18 protein-coding genes are annotated in these 17,426 nt (G+C 63.4%); 7 read left to right on the top strand and 11 right to left on the bottom strand.

The features are described from left to right. Nucleotides 1–9: 9 nt before the first annotated feature. A complete protein-coding gene (locus AACW18_RS04640) occupies nucleotides 10–1,500 on the top strand; it encodes a DUF1254 domain-containing protein (protein WP_218387951.1) in 1,491 nt (496 codons plus the stop codon). 196 nt (nucleotides 1,501–1,696) lie between these two features. Here AACW18_RS04640 and AACW18_RS04635 read toward each other — a convergent pair whose 3' ends face one another. Next, entirely contained in the window at nucleotides 1,697–2,128 is a 432-nt protein-coding gene (locus tag AACW18_RS04635) for a GNAT family N-acetyltransferase (protein ID WP_042652564.1), read from the bottom strand. A 181-nt stretch (nucleotides 2,129–2,309) separates the two neighbouring features. Between AACW18_RS04635 and AACW18_RS04630 the strand changes: the two genes are divergently transcribed. Beyond that, the gene (locus tag AACW18_RS04630; RefSeq protein WP_042652565.1) at nucleotides 2,310–2,810 is read left to right on the top strand and encodes an SRPBCC family protein; all 501 of its coding nucleotides are present in this window, start codon (nucleotides 2,310–2,312) and stop codon (nucleotides 2,808–2,810) included. Between the two features lie 73 nt (nucleotides 2,811–2,883). Here AACW18_RS04630 and AACW18_RS04625 read toward each other — a convergent pair whose 3' ends face one another. Further along, nucleotides 2,884–3,390: a GNAT family N-acetyltransferase gene (locus AACW18_RS04625; RefSeq protein ID WP_218328424.1), complete on the bottom strand. Its 507-nt coding sequence runs from the start codon at nucleotides 3,388–3,390 to the stop codon at nucleotides 2,884–2,886. Between the two features lie 144 nt (nucleotides 3,391–3,534). Next, nucleotides 3,535–4,791 (bottom strand): GNAT family N-acetyltransferase, encoded by a 1,257-nt coding sequence (locus tag AACW18_RS04620; RefSeq protein ID WP_218387950.1) that lies wholly within the window; start codon nucleotides 4,789–4,791, stop codon nucleotides 3,535–3,537. A 300-nt stretch (nucleotides 4,792–5,091) separates the two neighbouring features. Between AACW18_RS04620 and AACW18_RS04615 the strand changes: the two genes are divergently transcribed. The 3 genes from AACW18_RS04615 to AACW18_RS04605 are packed head-to-tail and all read left to right on the top strand — an operon-like array spanning nucleotide 5,092 to nucleotide 7,537. Next, the gene (locus AACW18_RS04615) at nucleotides 5,092–5,910 is read left to right on the top strand and encodes a DUF3100 domain-containing protein (protein ID WP_218290705.1); all 819 of its coding nucleotides are present in this window, start codon (nucleotides 5,092–5,094) and stop codon (nucleotides 5,908–5,910) included. Further along, the gene (locus tag AACW18_RS04610; protein ID WP_218387949.1) at nucleotides 5,907–6,356 is read left to right on the top strand and encodes a hypothetical protein; all 450 of its coding nucleotides are present in this window, start codon (nucleotides 5,907–5,909) and stop codon (nucleotides 6,354–6,356) included. The genes AACW18_RS04615 and AACW18_RS04610 overlap by 4 nt, the downstream gene beginning before the upstream one ends. Next, the gene (locus AACW18_RS04605; RefSeq protein ID WP_218387948.1) at nucleotides 6,356–7,537 is read left to right on the top strand and encodes a M20 metallopeptidase family protein; all 1,182 of its coding nucleotides are present in this window, start codon (nucleotides 6,356–6,358) and stop codon (nucleotides 7,535–7,537) included. The genes AACW18_RS04610 and AACW18_RS04605 overlap by 1 nt, the downstream gene beginning before the upstream one ends. Before the next feature lie 360 nt (nucleotides 7,538–7,897). Here the strand turns inward: AACW18_RS04605 and AACW18_RS04600 are convergent, their stop codons facing one another. From AACW18_RS04600 to AACW18_RS04585, 4 genes are all read right to left on the bottom strand, one after another. Continuing rightward, nucleotides 7,898–8,857 carry a LysR substrate-binding domain-containing protein gene (locus AACW18_RS04600; protein WP_218387947.1) on the bottom strand — a complete coding sequence of 320 codons (960 nt, stop codon included), beginning with the start codon at nucleotides 8,855–8,857 and terminating at the stop codon, nucleotides 7,898–7,900. Next, on the bottom strand, nucleotides 8,857–9,495 hold the full coding sequence (pdxH, locus tag AACW18_RS04595) for a pyridoxamine 5'-phosphate oxidase (protein ID WP_218387946.1): 639 nt from the start codon (nucleotides 9,493–9,495) through the stop codon (nucleotides 8,857–8,859). The genes AACW18_RS04600 and pdxH overlap by 1 nt, the downstream gene beginning before the upstream one ends. A 155-nt stretch (nucleotides 9,496–9,650) precedes the next feature. Then, on the bottom strand, nucleotides 9,651–9,977 hold the full coding sequence (locus tag AACW18_RS04590) for a hypothetical protein (protein ID WP_218387945.1): 327 nt from the start codon (nucleotides 9,975–9,977) through the stop codon (nucleotides 9,651–9,653). Then, nucleotides 9,974–11,962 (bottom strand): reprolysin-like metallopeptidase, encoded by a 1,989-nt coding sequence (locus tag AACW18_RS04585; RefSeq protein WP_218387944.1) that lies wholly within the window; start codon nucleotides 11,960–11,962, stop codon nucleotides 9,974–9,976. Before AACW18_RS04585 ends, AACW18_RS04590 begins: the two co-directional genes overlap by 4 nt. Before the next feature lie 213 nt (nucleotides 11,963–12,175). On the opposite strand from AACW18_RS04585, the gene AACW18_RS04580 reads away from it, so the two are divergent. Then, nucleotides 12,176–13,387: an RsmB/NOP family class I SAM-dependent RNA methyltransferase gene (locus AACW18_RS04580; RefSeq protein WP_042652574.1), complete on the top strand. Its 1,212-nt coding sequence runs from the start codon at nucleotides 12,176–12,178 to the stop codon at nucleotides 13,385–13,387. Nucleotides 13,388–13,453: 66 nt separating this feature from the next. Here AACW18_RS04580 and AACW18_RS04575 read toward each other — a convergent pair whose 3' ends face one another. Then, entirely contained in the window at nucleotides 13,454–13,798 is a 345-nt protein-coding gene (locus AACW18_RS04575; RefSeq protein ID WP_042652575.1) for a Grx4 family monothiol glutaredoxin, read from the bottom strand. Between the two features lie 286 nt (nucleotides 13,799–14,084). Here AACW18_RS04575 and sodB point away from each other — a divergent pair, with 286 nt between their 5' ends. Continuing rightward, the gene (gene sodB / locus AACW18_RS04570) at nucleotides 14,085–14,669 is read left to right on the top strand and encodes a superoxide dismutase [Fe] (protein ID WP_218290701.1); all 585 of its coding nucleotides are present in this window, start codon (nucleotides 14,085–14,087) and stop codon (nucleotides 14,667–14,669) included. Between the two features lie 104 nt (nucleotides 14,670–14,773). On the opposite strand, the gene AACW18_RS04565 is transcribed toward sodB, so the two are convergent. The 3 genes from AACW18_RS04565 to AACW18_RS04555 all read right to left on the bottom strand — a co-directional run bounded on the left by AACW18_RS04565 (nucleotide 14,774) and on the right by AACW18_RS04555 (nucleotide 17,419). Beyond that, nucleotides 14,774–15,583, bottom strand: a complete 810-nt coding sequence (locus AACW18_RS04565) for an MlaA family lipoprotein (protein WP_042652577.1) — start codon at nucleotides 15,581–15,583, stop codon at nucleotides 14,774–14,776. 79 nt (nucleotides 15,584–15,662) lie between these two features. Continuing rightward, nucleotides 15,663–16,943 carry a c-type cytochrome biogenesis protein CcmI gene (ccmI, locus tag AACW18_RS04560; protein WP_218387943.1) on the bottom strand — a complete coding sequence of 427 codons (1,281 nt, stop codon included), beginning with the start codon at nucleotides 16,941–16,943 and terminating at the stop codon, nucleotides 15,663–15,665. Further along, nucleotides 16,940–17,419: a cytochrome c-type biogenesis protein gene (locus tag AACW18_RS04555; RefSeq protein WP_218290698.1), complete on the bottom strand. Its 480-nt coding sequence runs from the start codon at nucleotides 17,417–17,419 to the stop codon at nucleotides 16,940–16,942. The genes ccmI and AACW18_RS04555 overlap by 4 nt, the downstream gene beginning before the upstream one ends. Between the last annotated feature and the right edge of the window lie 7 nt (nucleotides 17,420–17,426).

Raw genomic sequence — 17,426 nt, 5'->3', positions numbered from 1 at the left:
ACCTCAACCATGAACACCGTAGGGAAGACACTCATCGCGCTGGCCCTTGGCATCTCGGCCAGTGTCGCCGCCCAGGCCGCCACCCGCTATGAACAGCTGGCCAACCTGCCGTTCGCCGGGGGTTATCCCACCCAGGAAGGCGTGGCTCAGCTCAAGCACGAATTGCTGTTCCAGCGTGCCGTGCAGTCTTACATCTGGGCCCTGCCGGCACTGAATATGTACGCCATGAAGGAAGGCTCGGAGAACGCGTTCGGCGCCGGCTACAACGTGTTGCCTATCTGGAAGGACAGGCTCAACGCCAAGACGCTGGTGACCACCCCGAACTCCGACGTGATCTATGCCATGGGCTATCTGGATCTGAAGAAGGAGGGCCCCATGGTGATCGAGGTGCCGCCTGGATTGCAGGGCATCCTCGATGACTTCTTCCAGCGCCCGATCTGCTCGGAAGGCATGATTGACGGCCGCCAATGGTGCGGCGATGTCGGCTTGCCCGGGCCGGACGGAGGCAAGGGCGCCCAGTATCTGGTGCTGCCGCCAGACTACGAGGGCGAGGTGCCCTCAGGCTACCTGACGTACCGTTCCCGCACCTACGGCGTGTTTGTGTTCTGGCGCGGCTTCTTCAAGGATCCGAAGCAGCTCGAGGGGCCGGTCAAGGTCATGGAGCAGACTCGCATCTACCCCCTCGGCAAGGCCGCAACGGCCAAGGCGATGGTGTTCCCGAACGCCTCTAACGTCCCGGTCAACATGCTCTATCCCACAGATGGCCGCGCGTTCGACATGCTGTCGCGCTTCATCGACCACGAATACGTCGATCCACAAGACATGGAGATGCGCGGCATGCTCGCCGCGCTCGGCATCGTCAAGGGCAAGCCATTCCAGCCGGATACGGCCACCCGCGACCTGCTGGACAAGGCGGCGAAAACCGCCAGCAAGATCGGCCACGCCATTTCCTACACCCCACAAACCATCGAGACCAATGGCACCTGGTACCCGGATCGCAAGTGGCTGAACGTGTTCCCCGGCAACGCCACCTTCACCGCCGACACCTTCAACTACATAGATCCGCGCACCGGCTTCTTCACCAATGCCTACTCGGCCAGTCCCGGCATGGCGGCGAACATGGAGAATGTCGGGGCCAAGTACCCGGCCACCTTCGTCGATGACAAGGGCGAGTTCCTCTCGGGCAGCAACAGCTACAGAGTCAATCTGCCCAAGGACATTCCGGCGGCGCTGTTCTGGTCGGTGACCGCGTATGACTCGATCACGGCCTCGGGCCTGGACAACGGCCAGCCATTCCCCTCCCTGAATGCCATGGACAAGCCACAGGTCAATGCCGACGGCTCGACCGATGTGTATTTCGGCCCGAACTCGCCGGGTGAGGGCAAGAACTGGATCCGCACCCTGCCCGGCAAAGGCTTCTTCGTGATCCTGCGGCTGTACGGCCCGACCAAGGCCTTCTTCGACAAGGCGTGGAAACCCAGCGACTTGCAGAAGCAGTAAGGCGGGAGACCCCGGGGCGAGGTGGGCGCGGGTGCGTTCACCTCGCCACCGGGTGATGGTTGGCATGATGCCACCTAGCGCCGCCAGCCTTGAGTCCAGGCTGTGGAAACCGTCAGATCGAAGGTAAAGCAATGAAAAAGGCCACTTCGCACGAAGTGGCCTTTTTTCTGCGAACCCGCGGCAGACGCTGTGGCGACTAATCGTCGGCTGACAACACCAGCCGGCGCCAGGGCCCGGTGATGTCGCAGTCGCCCGTCTCGTCCGTATTCTGCCAGCCGAGGCGGTGATAAAACGCCAGCGCCGTGGTGTTGCGGCTGGCCACCTTGAGGGACGCCGGTTTGGCATGCCCGGCCAACCCCTGCGCCAGCAAGGCGCGCCCCAGGCCCTGCCCGTGCCAGTCGGCCACCACGTAGAGGTGATGCACGAAGCTCTCTTCGCCCCAGATGGAGATGAAGCCGCAGGGGGCGCCCCCTTGTTCGGCCACCCAGATCTGCTCACCCCGGGTCTGTTCGGCAAAGTCACTCAGCAGGAACAGGGAGGGCTCGACCCAGTGAAAGGCCTGGCGCCGCCCCTTGAGGAACAGCTGTGCCAGCAGGGGGGCATCCGTGTCTCGCATCATTCTGATCATGAAGGCTTCCTTAATTTCCTTGAGCACAGATGCCCACTCTCGATGGATCTTGCCGCCATGTCAAATGGCGGGAATGGACCCACTCGAACATAGATGGTGTGATGCAGGGCTGCCTATTTTATCGCCTGAGGGGCTATACTGCCTGAGTTCCATCCATGACTGACTTGAGGTTTACCGACTTATGGATAACAAGCAGATTGAAGGCAGCATCCTGGTGCCGGCTCACATCGACGACGTCTGGCGGGCCTGGACGACCGAGAGTGGCCTGCGCAGTTTCCTGGCCCCGGAATGCCTGATGGTCCCGGAACCGAATGGCCCGTTCGAGATCTATTTCAGACCGGATGCGCCCCTGGGCGAGCGTGGCAGCGAAGGCTGCCGGGTGATGGCGGTGATGCCCCATGATCTGCTCAGCTTCAGCTGGAATTTCCCTTCCCAGTTTCCCCATATCCGCCAACAGAAGACCCTGGTCAGCCTGCGCTTCGTGCCGGAGGGTCAGGGCACCCGGCTCCATTTCTTGCAGACCGGCTGGGCCAATGATCCGGACTGGGATCTGGGCTATGACTATTTCAGGGAGGAGTGGCTGGAGATCAACCTGCCCAGGCTGCAATACCGCTTCACCCACGGCCCCATCGACTGGAACTGTCCGCCCAACAAGCAGCAGCTGAAATCCCTGGCCCAGTGAACCGGCGTCAGACTCCCTCCATCAATGTGAAAAAGGACCCTCTGCGGGTCCTTTTTCAGGTCGAATACACTGGCTACTCCACCGGCTCCTCATCGAACAGGGGATGATAGAGCACCTCGCCCTCCATGCCGGCGAGGCCGCCTGGCTGCAGCTCCATCGCCATGAAGCAGTCGGCGGGCACCTCGTAGATGCAGCGCAGGCCGAAGTCGCTGGCCGGCCGGAAGCCGAAACGGCCGTAATAGGTCGGATCGCCGAGCACCACCACCGCCTTCCAGTCCATCTCGAGCGCCGTATCGAGCCCCTCTCGCACCAAATCCGAACCTATGCCCTGTCCCTGCCAGTCCGGGTGCACGGCAACCGGCGCCAGCCCGAGCCAGGGACCTTCCTGACCGTTAATGGTGATCGGGCTCAGCATCAGGTGCCCCATGAACTCATACTCTTCCTCTTCGACCATGGTCACCACGGCGGCGCCGCACTCGCGCAGGCGATTGACCAGTTCGGCCTCGTCGCTACGGCCAAAGGCGGCGCTCACCAGCTCAAAGACCGGCAACATGTCACCGGGGCGCTCGGTTCTCAGCATACAGCGTTACTCCTCGTACGGCAGGACGCCCATTATTTCACAGAAGCGGCGGCCAATTTGAATGGCTTTGTCCGAAAATGGGAGGGCGGACTCAGGAAAACGATTGGCGAGGGGACCGAACGGTGCAAAACCGCCACTCCCGCATCACACAGGGGGGCGCTCATTGCCACCGATCTGCTCACGGATCCGGCGACGCAGATAGGCGAGCCCCAGCTCCCCCCGATCCTTGAGCAGCACCCCACCCAGATGGGAGCCTCGCGCCAGCTGGTCCCCCTCCAGCCAGGAGAGAGGGTGACGGCGGGCCACCAGCTCAATGCCATCCTGCCACAGAGGCTCCTCGCCCGCGCGCGGGTCATTCGTGAAGAGGGCCAGCTCCAGCGCGCCGCCCGCTTCCCCCCTGGCCCAGGCACCATGCAGTATGGTCACAACCACGCGCCTGTCCGCAAGCCAGGGCGCCAATCTCGCCCGGATGTCGTCGGGCAACCGGGGGGCGCGATCCAGCCGCCAGTGACTCAGCTCGCCGGGGTAGCGATCAGTCCCCGGCCGTAGCCCGCAATAGTGCATGCCGAGCTTGGCCATCACCCGACCCGAGGCCAGGTTGGCCGGCATGTGGCGGGCGGTCAGGGCCGGCAACTGCCGCTGCTCGAAGGCAAAGTCCCTGACCAGCCGCGCCGCCCGGGTGGCCAGCCCGCGGTTTTGCCAGGGCACGCCCACCCACCAGGCCAGCTCACCGTTCCAGTGCAGGGAGATCACCCCGAGCAGGGGGGCCGGCTCATCCGCTGGATCCAGCGTCAGGGCCCAGGTCCAGCCCATGCCGAGCGCCCCCTTGCGGTCACTCAGGGCGAGCCAGTCGTGGGCACTCTCCGCAGGATAGGGATGCGGAATATTGAGGGTGTAACGGGCGAGCGCCGCATCCGAGCAGTAGCGTACTATGTCGGCCTCATCCTCGGCCCGCAGTGGCCGCAGCACCAAGCGAGAGGCCGGATCGGACGATGGCTCATGCAATGTGGGGATGCACAGGCGCCGCGCGAGCAACCGCTGCAGCACATCGGCCAGCTCGTCGTCCGCGCTCAGTCGCAGATCCGCGCCGCTGGGGCCCAGGGTGAGCAGGCCGCTCTCCTTGGCCAGGGTCAGCAAAACAGAAGAGGCGCTGATCAGGATCTGGCGACTCGGGTCGGCGTAGACGGCCGCCCCATCCCCCTCCAGCCAGCTCGCGAGCAAGGCACTGGCCGTGAGGATGCCATCGGGCGGACTGTCCGCCCAGGGCGCGGCCAGGCTCCAGGGCTGGCGCTCGGCCCGCTTGCCGAGCAGCAGCTGCCAGCGGTTTCCCCGTTGCTGCCACTCCTGCAATGGCTCCCGCCAGTGGGGTTGCCAGAGCTCCCCCTCGATCAACAACTCCATCCTACCCCCATCCTCTCTCGAGCGACCCGGCGCACCGGCCTGATCCGAACCCAGCAGTATGCCCATCTCCGGCAGCCATGCCCAGCCCAGGCCCCCTTTTCGCTCATGCGGTGCAACTCACTGATCATGCACTGTTAATCCATGTGCTTATCAGGGTTAAACGGCATACCCCATGAAAAAATGCCATATGTCCGGCTTGATGAACGTCACATTAATGACCCCCCTCCCTTCCTATCATGCCCCCATCATGCACCCGCCAGCGCCGGTCATGACAGCCAACGCATAACAAGAGACAACACTATGCAGCAAACCAGTCCCCTCAAAACGGTGGTGGTCAGTACCCTGGCCACCGCCCTGCTGATCTTCGTGGCCCAATACCTGATAGGGAAACAAGAGATCAAGATCGGCATCGCCATCATCCCCATTCTGCCCATGCTGTTCGCCGTCATCATCGGCATGATCATCTCGGCCAAGCCCATCAAGGATCGCATCCCCGGCTGGAGGAAGCTCTTCACCGCCAGGGAAGAGGGCTTCTGCGGCAAGATGGTGGGCTTCAGCCTGCTGATCCTCGGCACCCAGTATGCCGGCATGATCATTCCCAATCTCAAGCTGATCCTGAGCGTCGGGGTGCCCCTCTTCCTGCAGGAGATCGGCAACCTGCTGCCCATCCTCATCGCCATCCCGCTGGCGGTGAAGTTCGGCTTCGGGCGCCGCGCCATCGGGGCCTGCTCCTCCATCAGCCGTGAGCCATCGGTCGCGGTGATCCAGGGCAAATTCGGTACCGGCTCCCAGGAGTACATAGGCGTGCTCGCCATCTACCTGTGCGGCTCCGTCATCGGTACCCTCTGGTTCAGCGTGCTCGGCAGCATAGCCCCGCTCACCGGTCTGCACCCGCTGGCCCTGGCCGCCGGCTCCGGGGTCGGCTCCGGCTCCATGCTGAGTGCCGCCTCCGGCGCCCTCATCAACGGCCTCGACGAGGCGATGGCCCAGCAGGTGCTGAGCATAGCCGCCGCCTCCAACCTGCTCTCCTCCGCCCTCGGCGCCCTCTCCCTCACCTATCTGGGGCTGCCGCTTGCCGAGAAGATCTTCGCCATGTCCTCCAAAGGAGAAGCCCAATGAAAAGCATCGTGATGGATATGCGCTTCGTCTTCCTGGCGATCCTGCTGGCCATGTTTACCCAGACCCTGACCACTGGCCTGCCCCTGTACGAGATGGGTGACAGCTTCGTCGCCATGGCGCTGGTGGTGTTCGTCTCCCTGGTGGCCAAGCGCTACCTGCCCTCCTCCCTGCCGGCCTTTGCCTATGCCACCATCATCGGCATCCTCATCTGCCTGCCGGAAACCGCGGTGCGCGGCCTGTTCATCGACGCGGTGGCGAAGATCTCCTTCCTCTCCTGCTGCGTCCCCCTACTGGCCTTCGCCGGCCTCTCCGTGGGCGGTCAGCTCGAAGAGCTCAAGAAGATGTCGTGGAAGGTGATCCTCATCTTCATGATCGTCTCCACCTGCTGTTTCTTCGGCGCCTCGCTGGTTGCCCAACTCGGCTTCTCCATTCAAGGGATCATCTGATGCACCACTACCAAATAGAACCTGAGCTACTTGCCCTGCGTGACTTCAGCCACGAGGTGCGCCACCACCTGCACCGCATCCCGGAGTACTCGGGCGCCGAGTTCAAGACCTCGGCCTACTGCCGCGAGCTGATGAGCGAGTTCGGCTACCGGATCACCGACTATCCTGGCTTCACCGGTTTCCACGGCGATCTCGCCGTCGACCCCGGCCTGCCCACCATCGCCTTTCGCGCCGACATGGACGGCCTGGAGATGCACGACATGAGTGAGGTGGCGTTCAAGTCCACTCACGAGGGGATGGCCCACAACTGCGGCCACGACTCCCACATGGCGATCGCGCTGACCACAGCGAAATTCCTGGCCCAGCACAGGGAGCGGCTGCAATACAACGTGCGCATCATCTTCCAGATGGCGGAGGAGGACATGCGGGTGCCGGGCGCCGAGAAGATGGTCGAGCTCGGCTGCATGAAGGGGGTGGACGAGATCTACGCGCTGCACAACGACGGCGCCATGGAGACCGGTACCATCAAGTTCAACCAGGGGGTCATGTCCTCCTGGGGCTCGGCCTGGACCCTGGAGGTGCACGGCATCTCCGCCCACGGCTCGACCCCCCACAAGGGGCTGGACGCCATCCGCGAGGCGGTGCGCATCATAGAGGACATGGACTATATAGTCGCCAAGCGCACCAGTCCGTTCAGCCCGGCGGTGTTTGGCTGCGGCATGATCAACGGCGGCACCATCCCCAATGCGGTCGCCGATCACGTGCAGGCCCGTGGCACCATCCGCGCCATGGATGCGGAGACCGACCAGATCCTGAAAAACAGCTTCAAGGACATAGTCACCCAGAGCGAGCTGCGCGGCTTCAAGACCAGCATGGTCTATGCCGGCTATCCGGCGGTCGAGAACCACGCCCTGGCCTGCCAGCGCCTGCAACAGGCCGCCGCCGGCGTGCTGCCCGCCGAGGGCATCAACGGTCAGGGCCAGCCCATGACCGGCAGCGAGGACTTCAGCTACATGATCAACGCCACGCCGGATCGCAAGGGGGCAATGTTCTTCCTCGGCAGCGGCTGCCAGGCCAAGGGGATCTGCAACTACCTGCACGCCAATCCCTACTATCTGGACGATGACTGCCTGCTGATCGGGGCCCAGATATTTGTCAATCTGGCGACCCGAAACACCTGACCATCGACAGCACGCGTCTGGCCAGGCCAGGGGGATCTGCAACTACCTGCATGCCAATCCCCCTACTACCTGGACGATGACTGCCTGCTGATCGGGGCCCAGATCTTTGTCAATCTGGCGACCCGAAACGCCTGACCATCGACAGCACGCGTCTGGCCAGGCCAGGGGGATCTGCAACTACCTGCATGCCAATCCCCCTACTACCTGGACGATGATTGCCTGCTGATCGGGGCCCAGATTTTTGTCAATCTGGCCACCAAGGTAGCCTGAGTCATCTGGTAACCCAGCTGGCCTGAGTCACCCGACTGATGCAAAAAGAGAGGCCAATGGCCTCTCCTTTTTATGGGTCAACCCCGGCTGTCACAACCAGGGCAGGGTCGCCATGTTGCCCGCCGCCGGCTGATTGATGAGCGACAACTGCACCGTCTCGCGGCTCACGTGGGGGGCGTAGAGGTGGATGAAGTCGTACATGTAGTCGCGCAGGTGAACGTGTCTGCGCAGGCAGACATGGGCGGTGCTGGAGGCGATCAGGTGATCGATGTTGAGGCTGACCAGGCTCTCCCTGTCCGCCTCGTCGAAGGCCGAGGTGGCGATCACCCCCACCCCCATGCCGAGGCGCACATAATGCTTGATGATATCGGTGTCGGTGGCCGTCAGCACGATGCGAGGGCTGAGGCCATGACGGCCGAACGCCTTGTCCATCTTGGAGTTGCCGGTGAAGCCGAACACATAGGTGATGAGGGGATAGCGAGCCAAGTCCGCCATGGCGAGTGGCTGGCACTCAATAAGCGGGTGACCGTGCGGCACCACCACGCTGCGGCCCCAGCGATAGCAGGGCACGGTGGCCAGCTCGTCGAACAGATGCATGGACTCGGTGGCGATGGCCATCTCCACGTCCCCGTTCTGCACCATCTGCGCCAGCTGGGCCGGCGCCCCCTGATGCAGGTGGATACTGACTTCGGGATAGCGGCGGGAGAACTCGGTGATCACCGCCGGCAGCTTGTAGCGCGCCATGGTGTGGGTGGTGGCGATGCGCAGCACGCCGCTGGTGGCCAGCTGTTCCCGCACCGAGAGCTGACCTATCTGATCGACCTGGGCCACCACCCCCTTGGCCAGCTCCATCACCTGCTCCCCCATCCGGGTCAGGCCGATCAGGTTCTTGCCCTTGCGGGTGAAGAGCGCCAGCCCCAGCTCGTCTTCCAGCATCTTCATCTGCTTGCTGAGGGTCGGCTGGGAGGTGTAGAGCTTCTCCGCCGTCGCCGAGATGTTGAAGTTGTTCTTCACTATCTCGGTGAAGTTCTTGAGCCGGGCTATGTTCATCAGGGCGCCAGCCGCTCTATATGCCAGCCAGCTCCTTCCCGGCTGTAGTAGAAGCGATCGTGCAGCCGGTGCGCACCACCCTGCCAGAATTCCACCGTATCGATGACCACCCGGTAGCCGCCCCAGAAGCTCGGCAGCGGCACCTCACCCTTGGCAAACTTCTGCTTCAACTCGAGAAACTTCGCCTCCAGCACGCCGCGGGCGGAGATCCGTGATGACTGCTGCGAGACCCAGGCCGCTATCTGGCTGTCCTTGGGACGGCTGTGGAAATACTTCATCACCTCCAGGGTGCCGAGCTTCTCCACCCGGCCGGTGACGTGCACCTGCCGATCCAGGGTGTGCCAGGGGAAGTGCAGGCTGATGCGGGGGTTGCCTTCCAGCTGCGCCGCCTTGCGGCTGCCCATGTTGGTGTAGAACACCATGCCCTGGGCATCGTAGTGCTTGAGCAGCACGGTGCGCTGCCAGGGTTGCCCCTCGGCATCCACGGTCGCCACCACCATGGCGGTCGGATCGGTCAGCTTGGCCTCGCACGCCTGGGCCAGCCACTTCTCGAACAACTCCAGCGGCAGGGCCGGCAGATCGGCCCGGTGCAATCCGCCCCTTGTGTATTCACGGCGCAGATAGGCAACATCCATCATCTTGATTTTCCTTCTCTCTTTCCCGCCAAGGCGGCTATGAAGGCATTGTGCGACGAGAGGGCCATGGGTACAAGTCCGGCGGCGCGCAAATGGGAGCCCCAAAAAGCGAAGGGAGGCCTGGGCCTCCCTTGGTTGCGTCATGGCTGGCTGCCACCTCAGTTCGCGGGCGCCGCGGCCGGCGGGCAGTGCGCCAGCATGCGCCGGTTGTACTCGGCGGCATAGGCGCTGAGCTTGGCATACGCCTCTTGCTGGTCCGGCTTGATGACATCCCCCAGCCCCTCGAGGTAGCGCACCCCACAGCGCGCCTTGGCCTCCAGCTGCCCCTCCTGCGGTATGCCGGGGGCCACCTCGCCGCGCCCCGCCCGCACGATCAGCCGATAATCCTGCTTGGCGAGGCTGTCATCGAGCGCCTGCTCCAGGGTGCCGGCGTCGGCCTGACAGCCCGCGAGCAGCACCAGCGACAGGGCGTAACCTAGCCTCATGCCCGCCTCCGCACCCAGCCCAGCAGGGCCAATGCCAGGGTGCCGAACCCGAGGGAGCCACCGCCACCACCGCCGCCCTCTGCCGCGCGCTGGGTCACCGACAGCTTGAGCGGGCTGATGGCGAAGAAGAGGTTGTCACTGCAGGCGACCTTCAGGCGGGCGGTGCCGTCCTCCCCGGCGGGGATGGCCACGTTCGCCGAGCCCGAGTTGGGCTGGCCGCTGGCCAGCAGGGTCCAGTTCACTCCTTCGTCCCGGGTCATGGAGAGGTCGACCCGGCTGCAGTTGATGGGGGCCTCTCTGGTACCCGCGACATCCCAGCCGATGGTCTGGTTGTGGCCGGCCGTCAGGGGGGTCACCAGCGGGTTGGTGAGGCGGAAGCCGCTGCCGGTATCGACCACCTGGATCTTCATCTCGTCGCTGGTCACGCCGCCCTTGCCATCCCGCGCCGTGAGCCGGAAGTTGAGATCCCGGTTGGTGGCAGGCCAGGTCTCCCCCTTCGCCAGGGTGTTGGTCAGCAGGGAGTCAAAGCTTGGCAGGGTGCGCTCCGGCAGCGCGGTCGGCGCCACGAACCGGAACAGCGGACGGGTGCCGTCGTCTATCATGCTGGCGGCATTGAAGGACTCGGTGCCCAGATCGATCTGCTCCCAGTTGTAGGTCAGGGGATCGCCATCCAGATCAGCCCCGGCCCCCTTGAGCACGAAGGGGGTGTTGGCCGGGATGACGTAGTCAGCGCCGGCGGCGACCTGGGGCGCGTTGTTGGTGAGGCTAAGCCGGGTGCCGCAGCTGGCCACTGTCCCCATGTGTGCCCGCATCTGCTCGATGGACTTGCTGTGGAAATAGGGCAGGCTGTTGGCCTGCAGGTTCTCTTCCCCGCAGATGCCGGCATAGGCCATGATGGAGCTGCCGCTGCCCGGCTCCCAGGCCTGGCTGGCCTCCCGGTTGCCGCCGCCGCAGCTGCCGCTGGTGCCGTTGAAGGTGTGATCGGCGCCGAACTGGTGGCCGATCTCGTGGGCCACGTAGTCGATGAAGAAGGCATCCCCCTCCGGCGTGGCCGAGCCCGTCATGCCGGCCGATTTCTCCGCCGTGCAGAGCACCCCCAACCCCGCCAGACCACCGCCGCCGGTGTTGACCACGTGGCCGATATCGAAGGGGCCCAGCCCTTTGGCCAGCGCATCGGCCTGCACCTTCATGTTGACGTCGGTATCGGTCAGGCCTGAACCAGACGGGTCCTCACCATTGAAGAAGGGATCGGTGACAGGATCGGTGAAGATGATGGTGTCGTTGCCGCTGGCGAGCTGGAACTCGGCGGCGACGTCGCGCTGATACACCTCGTTCACTCGGTTGAGCAGGGTGGTGATGGCCGCCAGCCCGCCCTCGACGGTGCCGCCGTGGTACTGGGTGTACTCCCCCGCGGCCGAGACGGCGATGACGTAGCGCTTGCGCTCGTTGCCCGCCACCAGCACCTGACGGGCCAGCTTCCTGGCCTCACTGCCGATGACCCTGTCCGCCTCATCATCCAGCCGGCCATGGGCGTCCTGCTGGTAATAGATGGCGTAGCCTTCACCATTGCGCAGGGGATCGACGAACACCGTCTTGCCCTGGTGGCTGAACATGGCGTGGAAGCCCTGAGGTCCCAGATCGAAGCGCCCCGTCTCCGCCGGCGCGGCCAGGTTGTGGCCCTTGAAGGTCAAGATGCCGGGATACTTGGCGGCCAAGTCCGCCGGCAGCAGATCATAAGGGCGCAAGGTGAAGCTCACCTCATCGCCGTCTGGCAGGGGCAGGGTCAGCCGACGTTCACCGGCCTGCAGGCCGGCGAAGTAGTCGGCGGAGACCCTGGCGACGCGGTATTGGGTTGCACGCACCTCATAGCCATCCGCCGCACCACCGCGGGCCAGCACGGTGTCCCACTCCTTGGCGGCGAGGCCGCCGGAGGCCATCAGACTGGCCACCATCAGGGCCAGCGGGGAAAATTTCATCACCTGCATCTTTTTTAATTCCTTTTTTGAATGCGTTCGCCCGAACTGCCCCGGCATCATTTTCCTGCTGTGGCGATAAGTCCAGCACCATCCGCTGTACATTCCCCGTATGGGGACGGTTGCGCCAACTCGGTCTAGCCCCTATCATTGCGCGGATTTGTCAGTTTCAGAACCCCAGCCGCTCCGGCGTCGGTTCATCTTTATTTGGCCAAGGTTAATCTCATGCTCAAGTCCCCACTGTTGCCCCGTTCCGGGGATCTGGTCGTTGCCATCGTTGACGATGTATTGGCTCAGGGTCTCACCCTGGACAGAGCCTATGCCCGTCACTTCTCCGGCATCGAACTCAAACCGCAAGAACAGGCAAGGATTGCCCTGGTCACCGGCGATCTGCTGCGCCGCCTCAGCCTCTACTGCTTCCTCACCGGCATTCAGGTGCGTCAGGCCGCCAAGAACGTCTGGCCGCTGCTGCACAGCTGGCACGCCTTCCACAAGATAACCCAGTCTAACCATCCCAGCCTGGATCGCTTCAATGAAGAGGCCTTCCGCCGTCGTCTCACCGAGGCCAAGAAGAACCCGGTGCTGATGGATGGTTGCCCGAGCTGGCTGGAGCAGCTGGGCAGCGAACAGCTGGGCGAGGCCTGGCCTGCCGAGCGGGCCGCCCTGGCCTGGATGCCCAAGCGCTACCTGAGGGTCAACACCCTCAAGGGCACCCGGGAAGAGTTGCAGGCCGTGCTGGCCAAGGAGCACGTCTCCACCATTCCGGTCGAGGGGGTCGCCACCGCGTTGCAGGTTACCACTGACGCCGCCCTGTTCCGCACCAAGGCCTTTGCCGATGGCTGGTTCGAGCAGCAGGATGCGGGCTCCCAGCTGGTCGCCGCCGCGTTGGAAGTCAGCCCCGGCATGCGCGTCATCGATGCCTGCGCCGGTGCCGGTGGCAAGACGCTGCACATCGCCGCCCTGATGAGCGGCAAGGGCCGCCTGCTGGCCATGGACATAGAAGAGTGGAAGCTGGAGAGCCTCAAGCAGCGTGCGCGCCGTGCCGGTGCCCACAATGTGGAGACCCGCGTCATCGAGAGCAGCAAGACCGTCAAGCGCCTGAAAGGCACCGCCGATCGGGTGCTGCTGGACGTGCCCTGCTCCGGCCTCGGCGTGCTCAAGCGCAATCCGGATGCCAAGTGGCGTGACACCGCCGAGCGGCTGCCGGTGCTGGTCGCCCTGCAAGAGGAGATACTGCAGCGCTACAGCCAGATGGTGAAGGTCGGTGGCCTGCTGGTCTATGCAACCTGCTCCATCCTGCCCCAGGAGAACCGCCAGCAGGTGGACAAGTTCCTGGCCGCCAACGACAACTACCGGCTGCGTGACGATCACACCGTCAGCCCGTCCGAGACCGGCTTCGACGGTTTCTACATGGCGCGCATCGAGCGCATCGGCTGAGATCACAAGCCGGAATAAAAAAGGGGGAGCCATTGGCTCCCCCTTTTGCATGATGCTGCTGCGACCTTATTCGGCGACGGCGTCATCCTGCTTGTGCTTGGCGGCCACTTCCTTGATCAGGGTCTGCAGCTCGCCGGCCTGGAACATCTCGATCATGATGTCGCAGCCGCCGACCAGCTCCCCTTCCACCCACAGCTGCGGGAAGGTGGGCCAGTTGGCAAACTTCGGCAACTCGGCGCGGATGTCCGGGTTTTGCAGGATGTCGACGTAAGCAAACGGCTCGCCGCAGGACATCATGGCCTGGGAAGCCTGGGCAGAGAAACCGCAGCTGGGTAGCTTGGGGGAACCCTTCATGTAAAGGATGATGGGATTGTCAGCCAGCTGCTGTTTGATCTTTTCAATAGTTTCCATAGATGCCTCACTAGAGCGATTTCGGCGGCCATTCTACTGCAATCCAGGCAGACCACAAACTGGCAAACCATGGGAAGTGCAAGATAGGGCGGGTCAACAGGCGGCAGCTTGATCCAAGTCATGGCGAGAATCAAGAGTTGTTAGCCCATCTTTGATACTGCTACAATCGACGGGCTTTGGGCCACAGGCCTTATCATTTCAAGAACAATTCTTTTCAAAATAGAAAAGAGTACGCAATGTCTTGCAACCGTCGCTGTCGCACGGTCCAGCCAATGGAGAGTAGAAAATGGCATTCGAACTTCCCGCTCTGCCCTATGCAATCAATGCTCTGGAACCGCACATCTCCCAGGAAACCCTGGAATACCACCATGGCAAGCACCACAACACCTACGTGGTCAACCTGAACAACCTGGTGCCGGGTACCGAGTTTGAAGGCAAGTCTCTGGAAGAGATCATCAAGACCTCCACTGGTGGCATCTTCAACAACGCCGCCCAGATCTGGAACCACACCTTCTACTGGCACAGCCTCTCCCCGAACGGCGGTGGCGAGCCCACTGGCGCCCTGGCCGATGCCATCAACAAGGCGTTCGGCTCCTTCGCCGAGTTCAAGGATGCGTTCACCAAGTCTGCCATCGGCAACTTCGGTTCCAGCTGGACTTGGTTGGTGAAGAAAGCCGACGGCTCCCTGGCCATCGTCAACACCTCCAACGCCGGCTGCCCGCTGACCGAAGCCGGGACCACCCCGCTGCTGACCGTCGACCTGTGGGAGCACGCCTACTACATCGATTTCCGCAACCTGCGGCCGAAGTACATGGAAACCTTCTGGACCCTGGTCAACTGGGAATTCGTGGCCAAGAACCTGGCTGCCTAATCAGCCCCTTCTTGCCAAAACGCCCCGCATCGCGGGGCGTTTTTTATGGCCGCAACACCATAAAAAGGCGCCCGCAGGCGCCTTTTTATGTTCACAACGAGTGATTACTGGTCGATTTCATCCAGATACTCATCCAGGTTGCTGTCGTCTTCCTGCTTCTTCTGCTGCTTCAGCTCAGGCTGGCGACCTGTCACCTTGCCATCGTTGTACTGCAGGTAGAAGTCCTTGGTGAGCGCGTAAGGATCGAGCGCGTTGTCGATGATCCGCTCCTGATCGATCAGCTTGGCACGGGTACCCAGCCCATCCAGCGCCCAGTGCACCACCCGCAACGGGAAGGTCAGCAGGGCATAGGGGAAGTAGATGGTATCGATGGTGTCCCCCACCAGCTCCCGGGTGGTGGTCGGGCCGTAGATCGGCACCATGATGTAGGCCCCATCCCCGATATCGGCCTTGCCGAGCACGGTGTCCATCTCCAGCATGTTGCGCTCGAGGCCGGCGTGCTTGGCCACGTCGAAGATCCCGAGCAGGCCTATGGTGGTGTTGAGGGTGAAGCGGCCCAGGTTGGTCCCCGCCCCCTTGAGATCACCGGTGATCAGGTGGTTGACCATGCTGCTCGGCTCGTCGAAGTTCTCCACCAGGTTGTCGATGCCATCCTTCATCCCCTGCGGCACATAGCGGGCATAGCCATGCACCACTGGGCGCGCCACATAGGGCTCCAGCACGTCATAGTTGACCGCCCACATGGCCCGGTTGGCGCCCTGGAAAGGATCGCGAGGATCGCTGGCCGTGCTGGTCGCCTCGGGACGGTTCGGGGTTTCTTCGAGATCCAGGCTCTCTGGGCCCGGCTTGGGAGGGCCACCCGCACAGCCCCCCAATAGCAGTGCCACTGCCAATGCTCCTGAACGCAGATACATATGAAAGTCCTAAGCTTTTTATTTTGAATCAGTCTGAATTATAGGCGGCCCGCCCCTCCAGGGGCGGGCCAAGGGAGTATTAGAGGGCGTGATCGATGCGGATGTCAATCGGCGCCGCAGGAATTGAGGTGGTGGGGACGGTTACTGAGACCCCTTCGAAGGCGCCTTCCTTGTTCATGACGTTGCCGCCACGGGAGAGGCGGGCCTTGAACTGCAGCTCGGGATAGCTGGCCAGTTTGCTGCCTTCCAGCATGGCATCGCCGTCACCCAGCGACAGGGTCAGCGGGAAACCGGGGCCGGGAATACGCTTGACCGCGATGGGCATGGGCGGGCCGTTGGGGATCACCGCAAACACGAACAGATGGGCATCCTCCGGCAACTGAATGCCGGGAGCCAGGGTGATGTGCAGCGGGAATTCCCCCTCCTTCACCGCCAGGACCTGGGCCTGCGTCTGGGCATTGCCCTGCTCGCCCTGAGCGGCCGGCGCGGCCGTCACCGCGATGCCGCGCTGGCGCAGCTGCTGCTCGGCATACTCGATGGAGCGCTCCACCATGGTACGGCGGGTCGAGCCCTGCTCCAGCAGCGGCAACATCGCCTGCCAGCGGCTCAGCGCGGTCTGGAAGTCCTCTTTCTGCAGTGCCATAAAGGCATAGACGGAGCGCGCCTCTATGTTGGCGGGATCCTGGGCGATGGCCGCCTGCAGCAGCTGATCCGCCTGCGCCTCCTCCCCCGTCATCATCAGTGCCTGGGCATAGGGCACCGCCACCATGGCCTTCTGCGGCGCCAGCTCATAGGCCCGCTCCAGCGCCTCGCGCGCCATCTCGGGGTCGTTGCCATCCAGGGTCAGGCGACCCAGCAGCAGCCAGCCACGATAGTCGTCCGGCTCATCCTTGAGGCGGGTGCGCAGGCCTAAGGTGAAGTCCAGCAGATCCTGCTCGGTCACCTCGGCATCGCGCTCCACCAGGATGCGGTTGCTCAGCTCCCCCAGACGGCTGCTGGCATCCTGCCAGCGCTGCACCTCTCGCCAGGCACCGAGCTGGTAGTAGAGGCCGAGACTCACCACCACCAGCACCAGCACCCCCGGGATCCAGACCAGACTCTTGCCGCCGCGGGCACTCTGCTCCACGTCGGGGATGTCGTCGAGCAGGCTGCGCTGCAGCTCCACCACCGACTCGGACTCCTCGGCCAGTATGCCCTGCTCACGCTCCTCACCGAGCTCCAGCAGGCGCTGGCGATAGAGTTGCTTGTTGAGCGCCGAGCGGCTGATGCTCTGGCTGCCCTCGCCGCGCCACAGCGGCAGGATCAGGGCCAGGCTCACCAGCACCAGCAGGGCCGCGATCAGTATCCAAAATGCGGTCATTGTTTCTCTTCCTCTTTGAGCAGGGCGGCCAGCCGGGCCTGCTCCTGTGCGCTCAGGGCGCCCTCGGTCTGTTTGGCGGCAAGGGGACGGCGGCGACTGCGCACCACCACAGTGGTGGCGCCGATGACGATGACCAGCAGCGGGCCTAGCCAGAGGATCAGGGTCGAGGCCATCATGGGCGGGTCATACAGGATGAAGTTGCCGTAGCGGGCCACCATGTAATCCACCACCTCCTGCTTGTCCCTGCCCTCGCGCACCATCTGGTAGGTCTTGTCGCGCAGATCCTTGGCCAGCCCCGCATTGGAGTCGGCGATGTCCTGGTTCTGACACTTGGGGCAACGCAGCTCCTTGGTCAGCTCGCGGAAGGTCTGCTCCTGGGCATCGCTGTCGAAGCTATAGACGTCGATGGCGGCCCGGGCCTGACCGGCACCGAACAGGCCCGCCAGCAGCAACAGAGACGCAATAAGCGTTTTCATCAGGGGC

The sequence above is a fragment of the Aeromonas sp. sia0103 genome (assembly GCF_963895295.1).
GTDB lineage: Bacteria > Pseudomonadota > Gammaproteobacteria > Enterobacterales > Aeromonadaceae > Aeromonas > Aeromonas encheleia.
The sequence above is the reverse complement of the archived record's forward strand: the minus strand, read 5'-3'. Positions and strand labels throughout refer to the sequence as shown.

Coding starts and splice junctions, on each gene's coding strand:
- AACW18_RS04640 (WP_218387951.1), top strand. CDS start 10: ATGAACACCGTAGGGAAGACACTCATCGCGCTGGCCCTTGGCATCTCG.
- AACW18_RS04635 (WP_042652564.1), bottom strand. CDS start 2,128: ATGATCAGAATGATGCGAGACACGGATGCCCCCCTGCTGGCACAGCTG.
- AACW18_RS04630 (WP_042652565.1), top strand. CDS start 2,310: ATGGATAACAAGCAGATTGAAGGCAGCATCCTGGTGCCGGCTCACATC.
- AACW18_RS04625 (WP_218328424.1), bottom strand. CDS start 3,390: ATGCTGAGAACCGAGCGCCCCGGTGACATGTTGCCGGTCTTTGAGCTG.
- AACW18_RS04620 (WP_218387950.1), bottom strand. CDS start 4,791: ATGGAGTTGTTGATCGAGGGGGAGCTCTGGCAACCCCACTGGCGGGAG.
- AACW18_RS04615 (WP_218290705.1), top strand. CDS start 5,092: ATGCAGCAAACCAGTCCCCTCAAAACGGTGGTGGTCAGTACCCTGGCC.
- AACW18_RS04610 (WP_218387949.1), top strand. CDS start 5,907: ATGAAAAGCATCGTGATGGATATGCGCTTCGTCTTCCTGGCGATCCTG.
- AACW18_RS04605 (WP_218387948.1), top strand. CDS start 6,356: ATGCACCACTACCAAATAGAACCTGAGCTACTTGCCCTGCGTGACTTC.
- AACW18_RS04600 (WP_218387947.1), bottom strand. CDS start 8,857: ATGAACATAGCCCGGCTCAAGAACTTCACCGAGATAGTGAAGAACAAC.
- pdxH (WP_218387946.1), bottom strand. CDS start 9,495: ATGATGGATGTTGCCTATCTGCGCCGTGAATACACAAGGGGCGGATTG.
- AACW18_RS04590 (WP_218387945.1), bottom strand. CDS start 9,977: ATGAGGCTAGGTTACGCCCTGTCGCTGGTGCTGCTCGCGGGCTGTCAG.
- AACW18_RS04585 (WP_218387944.1), bottom strand. CDS start 11,962: ATGCAGGTGATGAAATTTTCCCCGCTGGCCCTGATGGTGGCCAGTCTG.
- AACW18_RS04580 (WP_042652574.1), top strand. CDS start 12,176: ATGCTCAAGTCCCCACTGTTGCCCCGTTCCGGGGATCTGGTCGTTGCC.
- AACW18_RS04575 (WP_042652575.1), bottom strand. CDS start 13,798: ATGGAAACTATTGAAAAGATCAAACAGCAGCTGGCTGACAATCCCATC.
- sodB (WP_218290701.1), top strand. CDS start 14,085: ATGGCATTCGAACTTCCCGCTCTGCCCTATGCAATCAATGCTCTGGAA.
- AACW18_RS04565 (WP_042652577.1), bottom strand. CDS start 15,583: ATGTATCTGCGTTCAGGAGCATTGGCAGTGGCACTGCTATTGGGGGGC.
- ccmI (WP_218387943.1), bottom strand. CDS start 16,943: ATGACCGCATTTTGGATACTGATCGCGGCCCTGCTGGTGCTGGTGAGC.
- AACW18_RS04555 (WP_218290698.1), bottom strand. CDS start 17,419: ATGAAAACGCTTATTGCGTCTCTGTTGCTGCTGGCGGGCCTGTTCGGT.